This is a genomic window from Shewanella sp. YLB-07, assembly GCF_009377275.1.
Genome location: NZ_VOQB01000001.1, coordinates 851,907 through 870,116, shown reverse-complemented (window position 1 = coordinate 870,116; position 18,210 = coordinate 851,907). Strand labels below are relative to the sequence as shown.

14 protein-coding genes are annotated in these 18,210 nt (G+C 46.0%); 6 read left to right on the top strand and 8 right to left on the bottom strand.

What is annotated here, in order from left to right:
- Positions 1 to 20: 20 nt before the first annotated feature.
- Complete coding sequence (locus FS373_RS03490) at positions 21 to 2,321, bottom strand: DNA internalization-related competence protein ComEC/Rec2 (protein WP_152829043.1); 2,301 nt, start codon at positions 2,319 to 2,321, stop codon at positions 21 to 23.
- Positions 2,322 to 2,352: 31 nt separating this feature from the next.
- Between FS373_RS03490 and FS373_RS03485 the strand changes: the two genes are divergently transcribed.
- Entirely contained in the window at positions 2,353 to 2,865 is a 513-nt protein-coding gene (locus FS373_RS03485) for a DUF2062 domain-containing protein (protein WP_144047091.1), read from the top strand.
- Between the two features lie 196 nt (positions 2,866 to 3,061).
- Here FS373_RS03485 and lolE read toward each other — a convergent pair whose 3' ends face one another.
- The 3 genes from lolE to FS373_RS03470 form a co-directional block, all read right to left on the bottom strand.
- Positions 3,062 to 4,321 carry a lipoprotein-releasing ABC transporter permease subunit LolE gene (gene lolE, locus FS373_RS03480; protein WP_144047092.1) on the bottom strand — a complete coding sequence of 420 codons (1,260 nt, stop codon included), beginning with the start codon at positions 4,319 to 4,321 and terminating at the stop codon, positions 3,062 to 3,064.
- Positions 4,322 to 4,720: 399 nt separating this feature from the next.
- A complete protein-coding gene (gene lolD / locus FS373_RS03475; protein WP_144047093.1) occupies positions 4,721 to 5,431 on the bottom strand; it encodes a lipoprotein-releasing ABC transporter ATP-binding protein LolD in 711 nt (236 codons plus the stop codon).
- 101 nt (positions 5,432 to 5,532) lie between these two features.
- A complete protein-coding gene (locus tag FS373_RS03470) occupies positions 5,533 to 6,765 on the bottom strand; it encodes a lipoprotein-releasing ABC transporter permease subunit (RefSeq protein ID WP_152829042.1) in 1,233 nt (410 codons plus the stop codon).
- A gap of 97 nt (positions 6,766 to 6,862) precedes the next feature.
- Between FS373_RS03470 and FS373_RS03465 the strand changes: the two genes are divergently transcribed.
- The 3 genes from FS373_RS03465 to FS373_RS03455 all read left to right on the top strand — a co-directional run bounded on the left by FS373_RS03465 (position 6,863) and on the right by FS373_RS03455 (position 11,960).
- The gene (locus FS373_RS03465; RefSeq protein ID WP_144047095.1) at positions 6,863 to 7,456 is read left to right on the top strand and encodes a hypothetical protein; all 594 of its coding nucleotides are present in this window, start codon (positions 6,863 to 6,865) and stop codon (positions 7,454 to 7,456) included.
- Between the two features lie 75 nt (positions 7,457 to 7,531).
- Positions 7,532 to 11,017, top strand: a complete 3,486-nt coding sequence (mfd, locus tag FS373_RS03460) for a transcription-repair coupling factor (RefSeq protein ID WP_144047096.1) — start codon at positions 7,532 to 7,534, stop codon at positions 11,015 to 11,017.
- A 1-nt stretch (position 11,018) separates the two neighbouring features.
- The gene (locus FS373_RS03455; protein ID WP_322619456.1) at positions 11,019 to 11,960 is read left to right on the top strand and encodes a peptidoglycan binding protein CsiV; all 942 of its coding nucleotides are present in this window, start codon (positions 11,019 to 11,021) and stop codon (positions 11,958 to 11,960) included.
- Positions 11,961 to 12,053: 93 nt separating this feature from the next.
- On the opposite strand, the gene FS373_RS03450 is transcribed toward FS373_RS03455, so the two are convergent.
- From FS373_RS03450 to nagZ, 3 genes are all read right to left on the bottom strand, one after another.
- Positions 12,054 to 12,329: an acylphosphatase gene (locus FS373_RS03450; protein ID WP_152829040.1), complete on the bottom strand. Its 276-nt coding sequence runs from the start codon at positions 12,327 to 12,329 to the stop codon at positions 12,054 to 12,056.
- Positions 12,330 to 12,743: 414 nt separating this feature from the next.
- Positions 12,744 to 13,283, bottom strand: coding sequence for an alpha/beta hydrolase YcfP (gene ycfP / locus FS373_RS03445; protein WP_152829039.1), 540 nt, complete (start codon positions 13,281 to 13,283; stop codon positions 12,744 to 12,746).
- Positions 13,284 to 13,379: 96 nt separating this feature from the next.
- Positions 13,380 to 14,390, bottom strand: coding sequence for a beta-N-acetylhexosaminidase (nagZ, locus tag FS373_RS03440; protein WP_322619455.1), 1,011 nt, complete (start codon positions 14,388 to 14,390; stop codon positions 13,380 to 13,382).
- Between the two features lie 351 nt (positions 14,391 to 14,741).
- Here nagZ and FS373_RS03435 point away from each other — a divergent pair, with 351 nt between their 5' ends.
- Positions 14,742 to 16,118 carry an L-serine ammonia-lyase gene (locus tag FS373_RS03435; protein ID WP_144047101.1) on the top strand — a complete coding sequence of 459 codons (1,377 nt, stop codon included), beginning with the start codon at positions 14,742 to 14,744 and terminating at the stop codon, positions 16,116 to 16,118.
- A gap of 93 nt (positions 16,119 to 16,211) precedes the next feature.
- Here the strand turns inward: FS373_RS03435 and cysB are convergent, their stop codons facing one another.
- Complete coding sequence (gene cysB / locus FS373_RS03430) at positions 16,212 to 17,186, bottom strand: HTH-type transcriptional regulator CysB (RefSeq protein ID WP_144047102.1); 975 nt, start codon at positions 17,184 to 17,186, stop codon at positions 16,212 to 16,214.
- 226 nt (positions 17,187 to 17,412) lie between these two features.
- Between cysB and FS373_RS03425 the strand changes: the two genes are divergently transcribed.
- Positions 17,413 to 18,186, top strand: coding sequence for a hypothetical protein (locus tag FS373_RS03425; RefSeq protein ID WP_144047103.1), 774 nt, complete (start codon positions 17,413 to 17,415; stop codon positions 18,184 to 18,186).
- The last annotated feature ends 24 nt before the right edge of the window (positions 18,187 to 18,210 follow it).

The following is an 18,210-nucleotide window of genomic DNA, read 5'->3' as shown; positions in this document are numbered from 1 at the left end:
CATAATTCAAAAGAGGCATTCTACTCTGTATTGTTATTCTCACCAAACCTAAACAAGCTGTTGTACCAAAAAGGCGCCAGATCGCCGCGGTAAGTGCTGACACGCCGTTCATCATGGCGAAAAAGCACACTAATCTGCCCCTCACTCCCGGTCACCAACACCTGTGCCCCCTTCGACAAGTAGCGCTCGACCACGTCTTTCTTTGGGAAACCATAACGATTATTGAACCCTGCAGGAAACAGAACTAATTGTGGGGAAATTCGATTGATAAAAGCTGTAGTGGAAGAGGTACGGCTACCGTGGTGAGGAACCACTAAAACTTCACTCAGCAAGGTTTGCTGGCTATCTAAGAGCAAAACTTCTCCCTCTTTCTCGATATCACCGGATAACATCAATTGATGTTTACCATCGCTTACTCTTAACACGCAAGACCCATTATTGCCATCTTCAGGGATCTCTGGTGCCAATATCTCTAGCTTGAGCCCTTGCCATAGCAAAGACTTAGGTCTGCAATCGAGCTGCGAATACTCAGGCATATCAGTAATGACTCGGGCGTGGGGAAAGTTGTCCACCAATAGCTTAGCGCCGCCCGCATGATCGTTATCGCTATGACTGAGCACCAGATAATCGACAGAGTCCAGGCCTCGATATCTCAGAAATGGGAGAATAACCCTCTCGGCATAACTGAAATTAGTGCCATAGGCAGCGCCTGTGTCATATATCAGCGCCTTACCTGATTTTTCAATAACAGCGCTAAGCCCCTGCCCCACATCCAATAGATGAAGTCGCCACTCACTCCGGGCCGGAGTAAGCAACCCAAACAGCACACTGAGCAGTAGGGGCATACATAAGATTATTGAGACCAATCGCCATCTCTGCTGTGAAACCCGAAACAGGAGTAGCCCCAACATAAAAAAAATGAGGCAAGCTATGGTCTGGCCCGAAACACTTATCCATGCACCGGGCAAAGATTCAATCATGCTAAACCCCATGCTCATGGGCACTAAGCTCAGATCGACTAAAGTAAAAATTTGCGGAAATTCCACGAAAAAAACGTGTCCACCTGCCCATATTAAAAAGCATAGGAATGAAAGAGGGATAACCACCAGGCTAAACCAAGGTACTAAGACAAGATTGAACAGCAAGCCATAAACAGAAATCCCCCCGAAAAGTAAAGCCTGGATAAGGCCTAAGCCTAAACTTAAACGCCACTGCACAGACCAGAATATAGCGAGTTTATTTTTCACATTCAGCCGGGTTCCAGTGTCAGCTTCATGATTCGGTGTGCGCCTTGTCCAGTAAGATAGCGTAAGAAAAATGATCCCAAGGGCTGAAAATGACAACCAAAAACCGGCACTCATGCAAGCCAAAGGGTCGAAGAGCAAAATAAGGAACAGGGCATAAAGCAGACGTTCCCAAGAAGATGAGAAACGCTTCATCAGACCCATGGTAAGCAAGAGGAGTAACATGATGAGGGCACGTTGTGTCGGCAGGGAAAAACCCGCAAGGTAAGCATAAAAGATGGCGGCGACGGCCGATAACAAGCCCGCTATCAATATGTTTTTCCTACTCAGGCTAGGCTTAAAACGTGTCAATAAAAACAGAGAGAGAAAAAATACCCAGGTGGTGACTACAGAAAGATGCAAGCCAGAGATGGCTATCAGATGTCCAGAGCCTGAAACTCTTAATGAGCGCCATCTTTCGCTATCGATCAAGCTCTTATCCCCGAGCAAGAGCGCTAACATCAGATCCCCGTGAGCAAAATGTGCCAACTCAGGTTTCAAGCTCTTGATTATTTTACTGCGAAAGGACAAGGCCTCTCCGAGCTTAATGCCTGATTTTACATTGCCTTTCATCACTATGTGTCGACTAAAAAAACTTCGTTGCTGGTTGTAGCCCCCCTGGTTTAATACACTGGTGATGGGCTTGGGCTTTACCACCAACTCCCATTGCTCACCAATTGCCAATTTAGGGGGCTGTTTCCAACTCAACCTGAGTACTTTAGATAGCAAAAATGCACTTTTTAAATTTGATTGGCGAATATCCATACTAAGCCAGTCGCCGTTTGAACCAACTAGTGCTATGATTTCGCCCCTCACGATGATGTTTTGTACTGAGTTAGGTGGTTCATCAACCAATAAGAGTTGAACAAAAAGTGAAATCCACCCGACCGCGAGTAGTACTCCAGCAATAACAGGAGTTCGTTTCAGCGCAATGATACCAACCACGACTGAGGCTATATATACTGAAGTTGATGGTAACACCGGCCACAAGAGACTGGATAAAATGGTAATGCTGAAGCCAAACATAAATCGATTCATACTGAATAAGTTAAGACAGTAATTGCAATCTATGCCAAAAAAATTCATCGAAAAGTTTATGCCTAAACCTGAGACTCTGCGGAATCACAAACACTTGCAGATGTTCGGCAAGCTGTTACATAAAGAGAATCTATGGGCACTCAATCGTCGCTCTGCCCCAACGGCCTTCGCCGTAGGCCTCTTTGTCGCTTGGCTCCCAATGCCGTTTCAGATGGTACTCGCGGCGGCGCTCGCCATTGTTTTCAATTGTAATTTACCTATAGCTGTCGCACTGGTATGGATAACCAATCCGGTTACCATGCCCTTCATGTTTTATGCAGCCTACCTGTTGGGAGCCAAGATACTCAGCCACCCGCCCCAAGAATTTGCATTCGAGGCAACATGGAGATGGGTGGAAGCATCCGTATTTACCATAGGTCCGCCCTTCATGTTGGGCTGCCTGGTATTAGGAAGTGTGTTTGCCTTAATTGGCTATTTCCTGATCAAGACGCTGTGGAGATATTCCATCTTGCTCAAATGGAAGAGCAGAAACAGTTTGAAGTGAAAATTGAAGTGCAGATAAAGTTCAATGACCTGTCATCATTGAACCGGGCAAGGGAGACATGAGAGAGATTACCCTCATCGTCATTGGGCGCCCCCAATACGATGATCACCATGAAATTATCACTATCACGGCTTGTTATCGCCCCTTGAGTGCCATTGTGCATGAATTTCACTCGCCTTCCTGGGAAGATATTTATTTATCGTCCCGCTAGCGCTATTGCAGGCTGAGTCTTACTCGCCTTCCAGGCAGGGTAAATAGTTGCCAGCAGGCTCATGATGAAGGCGAGCAGCAACACAGTAAACACATCTGACAAGAGCAGCTCTGAAGGCAGAAAATCGATAAAATAGACATCGGCGGACAGTAGTTTTATTCCTAAGATGTGTTCGATACCTTTGGCTATGCTGCTCAGATTATCTGCGATTATGGCTCCAAACACACCGCCTAAAACACAACCCAGAACACCGTTAAGGGCACCCTGTACGATAAATATCATCATGATAGAGGCCCGCTTCATGCCCATAGTCAATAATATTGCTATCTCAGACTGCTTGTCGCGAACCGCCATCACCAGAGTCGATACTATGTTGAAACAGGCCACAGCGATAACCAGGGCAAGCACCAAATACATGACGACTCTGACTAACTGAATATCCTGATAAAGGTTACCTTGGGTTCGAGTCCAATCGCTGAGGTAGAGATATTGCTCTTGGCTGTAGCCAAGCTCCCTGATCAATCTAGGCGCTTCAAATACCTGCTCAACCTTAATTCTGACCCCAGATACCCCCTGCCCCATGCCTAAAATCGAAGCTGCATACTTCATGGGAATATAGGCAGTGGTAAGATCCAGCTCACCTCCGAGTTCAAACACCCCAGCCACCACGAAGCGATGACTCTTAGCCGAGGCAATCCTTTTGCTTTCTCGGCTCTGATGTGAGACATCTGGCATATAGAGACTCAAGGAGTCCCCGACACTCAAGCCCAGACTGTCGGCCAGCCCCTTACCGAGCACGATATTATTTTCATCACCCTTGGCTAATTTCAACCAGGTTTCCTTAGACATAAAGTCCGAGATAACAGAGACCTTCTGTTCTTTCTCTGTGTCTATGCCTAAGACGCTCAGACCTTGAAATCCACCGGGCTTCTGCACCAGGCCCTGGAGTCGAATGAAAGGAGCCGAGGCCAATATACCCGGTATCTTCTCGGCATCATTGGCAATTTTCTGCCAATGAGCGATGGGCTCATTCACGCCAGTAAGCTCGCCATGGGCCACCACGCCGAGTAATCGGTTCTCTAACTCTCGCTCGAAACCATTCATCGCCGATAACACTACGATTAATACGGCAACACCTAAGGCTATCCCAGCGGTAGATGCAAAGGAGATAAAGCTGATGAAGCTATTGGATTGACGAGCGAGATAGAAGCGCCACCCCACCCAAATTGACAATAAACGACTCATGAAGCCTCACCTATGGCGTGATCAGATTGACCAGCGAGATAGCAGCACCGTCCCACACAAAATAACAATAAACGGCTCATGAAGCTTCACCTATGGCGTGATCAGGTTGACCAGCGAGATAGAAGCGCCATCCCACACAAAATAACAATAAACGACTCATGCAGCCTCACCTATGACGTGATCAGATTGACCAGCGAGATAGCAGCGCCATCCCAAACAAAATAACAATAAACGACTCATGCAGCCTCACCTAAGACGTGATCAGGTTTACCAGCGAGATAGCAGCGCCATCCCACACAAAATAACAATAAACGACTCATGAAGCTTCACCTAAGACAAGATCAGATTGGCGAGCGAGATGATAGAAGCGCCATCCCACACAAAATAACAATAAACGACTCATGAAGCCTCACTTGCGAGGTGAGCTATGTCTAAAACACACAAGTTGCCATCTTTCATGTGTAACTGTCTGTCCATTCTGGACGCGAGCTTACTATCATGGGTCACCACGACAAATGCCGTGCCTAACTGAGTCGCCAATTCCTGGATAAGCTCATAAACCGCCTCGCCGCTTGCGGCATCCAGATTGCCCGTAGGCTCATCGGCTAACACGAGTTTGGGCTTATTGATCAAGGCTCTGGCAATGGCTGTGCGTTGTCGTTCACCGCCAGACATCTCCGACGGAGTGTGATCTAGCCTATGGCCTAGCCCCACTCGCTCGAGTAGCGCCTTAGCATCTTGGTGCGCCAATTCTCGTTTCACGCCATGAATTAGCGCCGGCATGGCAACATTCTCCAATGCGGTAAATTCCGGAAGCAGGTGATGGAACTGATAGATGAAACCTAGATCTTGATTGCGTATCTCCGATTGTCGCCGACTCGATAATGCATAGAGGTCTTCTCCTAACATAGTCACGCTGCCACTCGAAGGCTTGTCTAAGGTTCCCATAATGTGCAGTAACGTGCTCTTACCCGAACCCGATGTACCTACGATAGCCAGCTGCTCGCCTTTAAATACCTGTAGATCCATATTGTTAAGCACTTGAGTATCGACGCTGCCCTCTTGGTAGCGCTTAGTCACACCTTTTACTTCCAGTAATAACTCTTGCATCTTTTTAGCTCTTCAATTCATTAATTTTTCAATTCATTCAAGCCACGTCATTGACCACGTAGCATCTAAGATGTCTTAAACTTAGCATCCATAAAATGTGTTTATTCATGCCTTAGCGCATTGGCTGGCTGTACCCCGGCGGCTCTCATCGCCGGATAGACGGTGGCAAAAAATGAGATAAGTAAGGTGCCTAAGACTATCAGACTCATCTGGCTCCATTCCAGTTGCACAGGCAGAGACTGACCCGCCCCAAGCACCGAGATGCCAAATGTATTTAAGATGGTATTGAGATTCAATGTGATTGCGATCCCAACGACCAAACCGAAAACGAGTCCTATGATGGCATTGAGCGAGCCTTGGATCATAAATATCCCCATCACATCGGATGTCATCAATCCCTGAGTCTTGAGCACGGCGACGTCGCTAGTCTTGTCGACCACCATCATCACCAGGGCGGATACAATGTTAAATGCAGCGACGGCGATGATGAGGCTTAGCATAAGAGACATCATATTCTTCTCCATCTTCACCGCACCGAAAAGATGACCATAGGTTTCACGCCAATCCGAGGTCGTGACCTTAAGATCATCTTTGCTAAATTCGGCTACCACGTCAGCACTCAGATTGGCGGCATCGAAGGGATCATCGAGGTAGAACCTCAGATGCTTTACCTCACCGGGCTTTTGCCGCATCAGTCTCTGGGCATCTTCATAATGGACATAAGCCAGATTCGCATCGACTTGAGATCCCATCTCAAACACACCGGCAACCACAAAACTTCTCTGACTCGGCACCGGACCTAAGGGAGAATAGATGACGCCTTCGCCGCTCAATAGTCTCACCTTATCACCGGATGATACATCCAGGCGTCTCGCAAGCAATGAGCCTAAAACGATGCGATACTTGCCCGCTTCAAGCTGTTCGAAACTGCCGTTAAAACTGCGCAGCATACTGGCTAAAAGATCATGTTCAAAATTGGGGTAAATGCCGTAGACCTGAATTGCACTTATGTTGCTGCTAGATTGGATCATGGCCTGATTGGATATGCTGGGAGTGACACCGATAACACCCGGAAGTTTGCTCAGTTCGGTAATCTTACTCTGCCACTGCTCGATAGGTGTTGTCGAATGCACCGTCAACTGAGGAACAGCGCCTAATATGCGCTGTTTCAACTGACCTTCGAGTCCATTCATCACAGAGCTGACGATGATCAACGCTGCCACGCCGAGTAAGATACCGGAAACCGCAAAAAAAGTGATGAAAGAGGCGAAGCCATTAGCCTTTCTCGCACGCCAATAACGAAAGCCTATATGTGAAGATAACGCAAGATTCATAGTGTCCTACAGGCCCAATAAATAATCAGCCTTGCTAAATCATTAAGATGCGCACGATAATAGGGGTAATAGCTATATAAAAACAAGAGGAAATCCCTTGTTCACAGACTCAACTCCCTATTTTAGTGTGAAGCATGACTTTACCGCCTATCTTTCTCCTTGGCCGAAAGAACAGGCTCTGCCCACTGAATACGAATTAAGAGCCATGTTACCTACGGGTTTGCTGCTCATCAACGAAGTCAAAACCCTTGAATCTGACTGTTTATTGCAACTGAGACACCTAGACGACGATGCTAAGACTGTGGTGGATTACCTCAAACTCCAGTCCCGTAAGATAGATCTGGTTCTGCAGTATGTGTTAGAGCGTGAGCAGCATGAAGGAAAACAATATCGGGGCGCCCACTTTGGCGGCAGTGGCATACGGATAATCAGCGATACTCAGCTTGTTGAAAATGACCAATTTAAGATCACTCTGCACATTCGAGATGAGTTAGTCGCCCTGTTATGCTTCGTAACAGTCACAGTCTCTGAGCCGTTAGATACAGATGACAATCAAGCTAGCTGCCAATACATCAGCAGTCTTGAGTTTACTCAAATATTGGAGACTGATGTGGAACAATTGGTCAAAGCCAGTCTAAGCGTGCAACAAAAGCAGCTTAAATTGCGTAAACAGGCGAAAACCAACTCATAAGTTTTCTCTAGCACAAGAGGCTGTAAGCCTCTACAATATCAGGCATCTTTGACGCTACTCTTTTGCCACATCTGAATGAAATCTTTCTCAATATTGACTCCCCCCGCAGTCAAAAGTGCATCAAAAGCGCAAACACTATATACATTAGGTGGTGCCTCTCAAGCCATCACCTTAGCGAACCTGGTTCAACACCATGTCGGCATAACAGTTGCTGTGACTCACGACACACCCACAGCCCTGTTGCTTGAATCTGAACTGGATTATCTGCTCAAAGGTACCGATTTTCCGGTGTGGCTTTTCCCGGACAGAGAAACCTTGCCCTATGACAGTTTCTCTCCCCACCAAGATCTGGTATCCCAAAGATTAGAGACCTTATCTCGGCTGCCCAATGCCAAACAGGGACTGGTTATCGTTCCCTTAAGCACCTTGATGGTACGCTTACCGCCTAAATCCTTCTTAGCCGGCAATGTGCTCATGTTGAAAAAAGGCGATAATTATTGTCTTCAGGATGTCAAACAGCAACTGGTGAACACAGGTTATCATCTGGTCGAGCAGGTGTATGAACATGGAGAGTTTGCCGTCAGAGGCTCGATAATCGATCTATTCCCCATGGGCTCGGAGCAACCCTTCCGTATCGAGTTATTTGATGATGAAGTCGAGTCCATCAGACACTTCGAGCCAGAGAGCCAGAGATCCAGTGGGCAAATTGATTCGATACGTTTGCTGCCGGCAAAAGAGTTCCCAACCGATGATAAGGCAATTGAAGGCTTTAGACAGAGATACCGTCGACGTTTCGAACGCTTGGTTAAAGAACCTGAATCTGTCTATCAGATGGTCAGTCGAAAAATTTTTCCTGCTGGGATCGAGAGCTATCTGCCACTATTTTTCGACGAGACTGCCAGCCTGTTCGATTATCTGCCTGAACATGCTCAACTGGTCAATATCGGCGACCTTGAGGCCGCCTCTAAGGCCCATTTAGCCGAAGTTGAGCTGAGATATGAAGATAGACGCGTGGATCCTTTACGCCCGTTACTGGAACCTAAAGAGCTCTATCTACTCACGGAGCAGATTTTCGCTCATTTTAAGACCTTGCCAAGGAGCCAGCTCAAGATTGGCGAAGACTCGGATAAGGTCTCGGACAAGGGTCATCAGGCTAAACTAGAAAAACTGCCTGAGTTGACAGCCAATCACAAGTTAAAACAACCACTGCTCCAGCTTCAAGAATATGCGACTAAAGAGACCAGCATACTCTTCAGTGCGGAATCAGAGGGTCGCCGGGAAGCCTTACTCGAACTACTCGGTAAGATAGATATCAAACCAAAACGATTCGGCAGCTTAGAGGAATTTACCGCCTCGAAGACTAAGCTTGGACTCATAGTCTCCCCTCTCTCTAACGGCTGCATCATAGAGAAAAGCCGAGGTGGAAAATTTAGCCTGGTCTGTGAAACCGAACTATTCGGTCATCGTATATCTCAAAAACGTCGCCGGGACAGACAGAAACAGATAAGCAGTGACGCCCTCGTCAAAAACTTAGCCGAGCTGAAAGTCGGCCAACCCATAGTCCACTTAGATCATGGAGTCGCAAAATATCAGGGACTGGAAACCTTAGATACCGGCGGCCTTGTCGCCGAATACCTCAAGTTAGAATATGCCGGCGGTGATAAACTTTATGTACCTGTGTCATCACTTCACCTCATTAGCCGTTACAGTGTCGGGCCGGACGAAGAAGCCAACTTAAACAAACTTGGCAATGAAACATGGGCCAAGGCTAAGAAGAAAGCGGTAGAGAAGATCTGCGATGTCGCCGTCGAACTGCTCGATGTCTACGCACGGAGACAGGCGAGGCCAGGCACGGCGTGTAAAGTCGATGAACAAGAGTATGCACAGTTCGCCAATAGTTTTCCCTTCGAAGAGACCGTCGATCAAGAGACCTCTATCAATGCTGTGTTAACAGATATGTGCTCTCCCATCTCCATGGATAGACTTGTCTGTGGCGATGTCGGCTTTGGTAAGACAGAGGTGGCAATGAGAGCCGCCTTCGTCGCGGTCAACGATGGCAAGCAAGTAGCCATCTTAGTGCCAACCACCTTACTGGCCCAACAACACTTCGAGAACTTCAAAGACAGATTTGCCGATTGGCCGGTTAAGATTGAGGTGATATCTCGCTTCAAGACGGCTAAAGAACAGAAGCTGATCATGGATGAGCTAAGTAATGGTAAAGTCGATATCATCATAGGCACCCATAAATTACTGCATTCAGAGGGTGATTTTGAAAATCTAGGCTTGTTGGTCATCGATGAGGAGCACAGATTCGGTGTTAGGCAGAAAGAAAAGATTAAGGCGCTGCGGGCTAATGTAGATATCTTAACCTTAACGGCGACGCCTATTCCCAGAACACTCAATATGGCGATGTCTGGCATGCGGGATCTGTCAATTATTGCCACACCACCGGCCAAGCGGCTCGCGGTAAAGACCTTCATCAGGGAGTACGACCCCACCACCATTCGAGAAGCCTTACTGCGTGAAATTCTCCGTGGCGGACAAGCTTATTTTCTCCACAACAAGGTCGAAACCATAGAGAAACGCGCCAACGAAATACGTGAGCTCCTGCCGGAAGCTAGAGTCGTGACGGCTCATGGCCAGATGCGGGAACGCGACTTAGAAAGAGTCATGTCTGACTTTTATCATCAAAAGTTCAACGTACTCGTCTGTACCACCATTATCGAGACCGGCATCGATGTGCCCTCGGCTAACACCATAGTCATAGAGAGAGCCGATAACTTTGGTTTAGCCCAGCTGCACCAACTGAGAGGACGAGTCGGTCGCTCCCATCATCAGGCTTATGCCTACATGATGACGCCGCCCCCCAAAAGCATCTCATCCGATGCACGAAAACGTCTTGAAGCCATCGGAGCCTTGGAAGATTTAGGTGCTGGATTTATGCTGGCCACCCAAGATCTCGAGATCCGCGGTGCCGGCGAGCTGTTAGGCGATGAACAATCTGGCCACATATCCAAGATAGGGTTCACCCTCTATATGGAGATGCTGGAAGATGCGGTTAAGTCGCTTAAAGAGGGAAAAGAGCCCTCTCTCAGTCAGATGCTTAGACGTCAGTGTGAGATAGAACTGCGAATTCCGGCCTTGCTGCCCGATGATTTCGTCCATGACGTCAATATTCGCTTGTCTCTGTATAAACGCATTGCCAACTGTGACTCTGAGAATGCCATCGATGAACTTAAAGTCGAACTTATCGATCGCTTTGGCATGCTACCTGACGCCACTAAAAACCTGATGGAGCTAACCCTGTACAAACATATGGCCACCCGTCTCGGCATTAAGAAACTTGAGATGCATGCCAAGGGTGGTAGCCTGGAATTTAACGACGATCACTGCGTCGATCCGGGCTTTATTATTGGTTTACTGCAAAGTCAGCCACAAAACTATCGAATGGATGGCCCGAGTAAGTTAAAATTCCTCATCCCAGCCGAGTCACACAAGGATAGACTGGCACTGGTAAAATTGCTATTAGGGCAATTATCTCAACATCGTCTTGGAGAATAATGTGTTAAGACAAACTTTTTTAATCATTGCAGGCCTACTCTCTATCTCTCAGCAGGCCTACGCCCAGAATGAGCGCTGGTTTGAAGTTGAGGTCTATCTGTTCGAAAGAAGCAATGGACAATCTCAAGAGCAAGCACCGGCCCAGGTTTCTTTTCAAAACCCCAAGAGGATGGTGGATCTGATCTCGCCACTGTTCAGCACCAATATTACCGGTGCCAGCCTAGGTTTAGATGCCTGTTCAGCACATGATTGGGCCACTAAAGCCGATGAATGTAACCAACAACTCAGTTCATCCGCCCAAATGAATCACCCTTCTCAGATCCCATGGAGTATAGCTGCCCCATCGACGCAATATGGTGTACCGGGTGGTGCTCCCGTACTGCTAGCCAATAGTCAAAATCAGTTCAAAGACATCATAAGTAAACTCTCCAGAGAAAGAGGCACTAAGAGTCTGCTGCACATGACTTGGCAGCAAGCCATGCAACCCAGACGCAGAGCCAAACCCGTTAGAATCTTCTCGGGAAAAGATTACTCTTCACGTTTTGAGCTAAATGGGCAATCGACTCTCAGCCAAACAACTCAGTCGGATGTGCCTGAGTTTGACTTTCTTGGAGGAAGTTTTGGCGTCGTTGAACATAAAGCGGTCTGGAAGCTCGATGGCACAATCAACATCTATCTGGATCACTACCTTTATGTTGAAACGGCATTAAATTTAAGAGAAGAAGGCACTAAAACCTTAGACGTGATGCGGGATAACACTCGATACAATTCGAGTGAAGTCAATCTGTCTACGCCCTTCCTGTATTCCTTCCCTATGAAGCAAAACAGACGGGTCAGAAGCGATGAAATTCATTACTTCGATCATCCCAGAATGGGAATGATTCTTCAGATAAGAAAGATGCAGCAACCCATAGACAGGCTTAATACCCAGATCTTGGAATAATACCTATTGGTATAAAGTCCAGCTAAATTCATACACAAGAAGACCCTAAGCCCTTTGGCTTCGGGTCTTTTCAATATTAGATAACTTTTCTAATTAAGATTGAACAATCGAGAAATCTAAATAGATCTCATCGGCTTCATCTTCTTCAACAAAGACTTGAGAAACATTGGATTGAGGTGAGCCGATTTGGCACCAATCGATCAGATTATCCACCGCGGGAAAGGCTCCCTGAGCTAAAATAGTGACATTACCATCATCGTCATTTGAGACATAACCAGTTAAGCCTAAGGCCTTGGCTTTCGATAAAGCGTAACGCCTATAACAAACACCTTGAACCTTTCCTTGAACGCTTATCTTGACTCTTTTCATGCTAAAATCCTCAAATTCCCTCTTTTGAAGATAACGTAAACCCGTCGACTAGGCAAAATATAGGCAAAAAAAACAGCTAACTAAAGTTGGCTAGCTGCATCGGGCGACATACGCAAATTGGTGAGTCTAAAAAAGACTAATTATTTAGTCGTATCAATTTGTATCACTTGTTGCTGTGCTCGACACTTTACACTGACAAAGATAACATTCAAACAAAAACCAGCTTTTTCATCTAACTTTCACATTACATGTGATCAAGATCACCTGTAATGTGGAAGAAATCAGTATCTTATACTGATGTACCAGTTAGCTATTTTGAATGTAAACCCAATATTGTCTTAGATGACTCGATGGCAGGCGTAAAAAAGCCGCTCGAAAGCGGCTGATAAGATAATTATCTAACGGTATAACAAACTAGCCCAGCTTAAATGAAGCAATTGTTGATAGCTGGCTCGCCAACACCGGGAATTTGTGGGGCTGGTCTTCATCCCAAATCACTTGGTAATACTCACTCAGTTCGTCATAAACCTGAGCATTATTATTCACATCATCTGAACGAGAGAGAATAACTAAGGCTTTACCTTCATTTTTAGACCTGAATTTGTCAACACATTTACTGGTAATATCGGCATATTCTTCGGGCCTGTCTATCTGGGCACCCATGTTAATCTCAGGTGACAGGTTAGGGTTAATTAACACTGCTCTTAGCCCATTTAAAAATCCAATACGCTCGGCCCAAAATGCGCCTAAGCCCACCCCTAAAATTAAGGGTGCAGTATCATCTGATTGTTGGAGTTGACGACTCACTTCGTTTAGCAACTGCTGCATGTCGTGTTTGGGATGCTGAGTGCTATAACTCACCAGACGCACATCCTTATCGATAAATTGCAATTGACGCATCTTTTCATGATTACCTGGGCTCGTCGCATCAAAGCCATGTAAATAGAGGATCATTGTGCTACCTGTAATAATGTAGAATATTCACTTTAGCTAACTTAACTCGTCAATGAGTTGAGCTATATCAAATACTCAGGTAAAAGAAAGTAAGTTTTACTGATTGAATGTTTCAGCCAAAGCCTTAGCCTTTTTCCAACGCTCTTCTTGCTGTAATGCTTGGGCGACTAAATTGGCATCGGGTTTTAACAAGTTAGCCGCTCTATCTGGCTTCTCGCTAGGCCAATCGAGTTCATTGAGTACCTCTGCTGCGCCAGCAGCGTCGTTACACACCAAGATCATGTTACAACCGGCATCTAATGCCGCTTTCGCTCTCTGCTTATAACCTCCCACGACGCCAGCACCTTTCATGCCGAGATCATCCGAGAAGATAACGCCTTGGAAATCCAGTTCGCCTCTCAACACTTGCTTGAGCCAGTATGGTGAGAAACCTGCAGGATTAGGATCGACTTTAGGATAAATAACATGGGCAGGCATCACGCCCTGAAGCTTCTGCTGCTCGATAAGCGTCTTAAAAGGGAGCATATCCAGATTACGGATTTCGGCCTCACAGCGCTCATCTACCGCTTGGGCCAAGTGTGAATCAGTTTCTACACTGCCATGACCTGGAAAATGTTTGCCCACAGCAGCCATGCCAGCTTGATTCATACCTGAGATAAAACTCTCGGCTAAACTGATCACGATTTCCGGCTCAGAGCCAAATGCCCGCTTGCCTATGACTCTACTGACTCTGTCCAGATCCAGCACAGGCGCGAAACTAAGATCGATATCGCACGCCAATAGCTCAATCGCCATGAGAAAACCTAATTCAACAGCCCAAGTCTGGGCCTTAGATACATCGCCACCTGCATGAGACAATATATCGCCCATGGCAGGTATTAGAGTGAAACTATCTCGAAACCGCTGCACTCGCCCACCTTCATGATCTACGGCTATGATAAGATCGGATCTCACCTCTCTTATCGATTTTATTAACGCGATCAATTGCTCTCTATCGACAAAGTTGCGCGTAAATAGGATCAGGCCACCCACCATGGGATGCTTAAGTTGTTCAAGCTCGGCTTCACTAGCTTGGGTCGATAAAAGATCTAACATTAAATAGCTCACGCTTACTCCTCAAGAGACCTAATAACAAGAATTTCTTATCTTTATCCATAAGAAATAATCCAAATAAACACAGTACAAGATGCTCAGCCGACAGCTACCAACATGAAATCATTGCCTTAGCTAAGCTAATCTGAAATTTTCTATTAAAAAAACTCATGATAAGTCATTTAAGAAAGTATGGGATACTTTCAGATCATGGATTTAAATTCAGTAGAATAGATTTAAACAAGCAAGAGAAGAATAACATATCAGGGCTTTGATCCATTGAAACTTGATAAGTCCAATGGATTTTAGACTAATATTAATAGTAGATAGTATTGTAAAACAACAATAACAAACAGGGTGTTAAGCATGATAAGTGTATTTGATATGTTCAAAATCGGCATTGGACCGTCAAGCTCACATACAGTGGGTCCAATGAAAGCGGGTAACATCTTTATCGACGATCTCGATAAAGCAGGCCTGCTTGAACGTACAGATGAATTACGCTCAGAGTTATTCGGCTCCCTGGGACAAACGGGCAAAGGCCACGGCACAGGTAAAGCCGTTATCTTAGGTTTAATGGGCGAGGCTCCGGATACTGTCAATACAGACAGCATAGATGGAATATTAAAGGACGTGAGTCAAAATCAGCAATTGCTGATGGCAAATGGCAAACACGTTATTTTCAGTCGTGATTCCGGCGTTATCTACCACAGACGTAAAAGCTTACCTGCCCACGCGAACGCCATGACCTTATACGCCTATTCTGCCGGTGAATGTATCTATGACAGAACCTACTACTCTGTGGGTGGCGGTTTCATCTTAGATCAGGATGAAATTAAAGCTCAGGATGCATCCCCAGCCCTGCCGATTGAGTCTGCACCTTTTGATTTTAACAGCGCGGCTCAGCTGCTCGAATTTTGTAATAGCAATGGCTTGAGTATTTCTGCCTTGATGATGGAAAATGAGTTGAGTATCGCCGAAGATGCAGATATCAGGGAGCAGTTGTGGCATATCTGGCAGACAATGAAGGATTGTGTCGAACGAGGCTATCACAAAGAGGGCTTACTGCCTGGTGGACTAAAACTCAGACGCCGAGCGCCGGCCATGTATCGCAGACTAAAAGCGGAAGGAAAAAACAGTGTCGATCCTCTCACCGCATTAGATTGGGTCGATCTATTTGCCCTCTCAGTTAATGAACAAAATGCGGCCGGCGATAGAGTCGTCACCGCCCCAACCAATGGTGCCGCAGGGATCATTCCGGCTGTTTTATGCTACTACGACAAGTTTGTTCAAGAAGTCGATAGCGATATCTGTTGCCGCTACCTGTTAACCGCAGCAGCCATAGGTATTCTCTATAAGAAAAATGCCTCTATCTCAGGTGCCGAAGTCGGCTGTCAGGGTGAAGTCGGGGTAGCCTGCTCGATGGCGGCCGCGGCCTTAACCGAGATCATGGGCGGCACAGTCGAACATGTGGAAAATGCGGCCGAGATAGGCATGGAGCATAACCTAGGATTGACGTGTGATCCTGTGGGCGGCCTAGTCCAGGTTCCTTGCATCGAACGTAATGCCATGGGCGCGGTAAAAGCCATTAACGCTTCTCGTATGGCGCTACGTGGTGACGGTAATCATAAGGTATCACTGGATAAAGTGATCAAGACCATGATGGATACTGGTAAAGATATGCGCAGCAAGTATAAGGAAACCGCAAAGGGTGGTCTGGCTGTTAATATCGTTGAATGCTAAACAATTCTGAATAATTTATCATCAAACATAAAAAAACTCGCTTAGGCGAGTTTTTTTATGTCTTTTACCCAGTAAGAAATACTCAGATAAGTGTTACCTTACCGGCAAGTCAATATCGGCAAACATATTTTCTATCAATTGAGGGTCCCTAAGCGCGACAGCTTTTTCGACCACCTCTTTAGTCAGATGCGGAGCAAAATGTTCGATAAACTCATACATATAAGTTCTTAAGAAATTCCCCTTTCTGAACCCTATTTTAGTGGTGCTATGTCCAAACAGGTGGCTGGCATCGATAGCCACTAAGTCTCTGTCCATAGTAGGATCGATAGCCATAGACGCGATCACTCCAACCCCCAAACCGAGTCTCACATAGGTCTTCAACACGTCGGCACTGGTTGCACTAAACACCACTCTGGGCTCTAATCCCGCACGATTAAATGATTTTTCAATCTCAGATTCGCGGTCGAAACCAAAGACATAAGTCACTAAAGGAAAACGGCCGAGATCTTCAATCGTAATATTACTGCGAGTCGCCAAAGGATGATCTCGATTCACTACAATCGAGCGATTCCAATGGTAACAAGGCAACATAATCAGATCGGAATAAAGATGCATACCTTCAGTCGCAATAGCGAAATCGGCAGCGCCTCTCGCCGCCAGCTCACTGATTTGAGAAGGCGTCCCCTGGTGCATGTGTAAATTAACCTTAGGATAACGGTCGATAAAGCCACGAATGATTTTAGGCAGCGCATATCTCGCCTGGGTATCTGTGGTTGCAATATTCAACTCACCCTGATCAGGCTTAGTGTATTCTTCGGCAACTTTCTTGATGCTCTCGACTTTACCTAAAATATTATTTGCTATACTTATGACTTGCTCACCAGCTGGAGTCACATGAGTTAAATGTTTGCCGCTACGGCCGAAGATTTGTATACCAAGTTCATCTTCGAGCATGCGAACTTGTTTACTGATCCCTGGCTGGGATGTATAGAGGTTTTCAGCAGTAGCCGAAACGTTGAGGTTATGATTCACCACCTCTGCAATGTATCTGAGTTGCTGCAGCTTCATCTTTTATCCTTCAATTCGACCTCAGTTTAATGCTTTTAATGGGTCTGGAATGGGAGATTAAGTATAAGAAATAGTTATAGTACAACGTGAAAATTAAATCAATATGGAATATAACATAGAGTTCACACCATTCACACGACATAAGTGAAAAGCTGGACTAAGATAACTATGCTAGAGTGTTGATTTATAGTAGCATTAATAGAATTGCATAATTAACGGTAGACCTATGATATTTACTTTGGTTCTGATCAGTATTGGCGCACTCTTATTACTCGTAATCGGAATTAATGTCATACAGCAACAGAAAGAACGTGCCGAGGCTGAGCGCAGAACTGAACTGGCCAGACAGAGAGCCATTATTGATGAAACCGAAGAGGTTCTTTCTCACACAGGTATGTTTCCCTGCTCCTCGCAGATAGTGCTGGTGCTATATAAGCGTGTCGAAGATGCTCTTGGCTTAGCCGCTAACTATGCCGCAAGTCAAGCCGGCGATTACAAAAGAAGACAGGCCGACATAGGTGCTCAGGTCAAGACCTTAGCTGCGAGTCCTAAACAGGCTCCTTCAATAGAAAGCTTCCGTTTGCCCGATAACGATCAGCAAATATTGACCCTGGTACAAGTACTTAAGAAGCTAAAAGCCATTCTTCGCGCAGAGCATAACAAGGGCAAGGTCGACCCCACAATATTTAGTGAAGAGGAAGGCAGAATAGATAGCCTCCAATTGAGGATTAATGTTGATTCTATGTTATCCCGAGCAAGAGCAGCCTGTTTTATGAAGCAATACGGCTCCTCAAAGCAGATGGTGACTAAGGCCCTTTCGACCTTACATGCCATCAAGGCTCAGACCCCCAATGACCCATTCATCGTTAAAAAAGTCGATGAAGCAAAAGCCATGTTAGATGAAATCATAGGCGCACAGAAAATTGCATCTCCAGAGGTTACACCAGTGAAAGAAGAAGAAGATATCGATGTACTGTTCCAGCCGAAGAAGAAATGGTAATCGATACTAGATACTAGATACTAG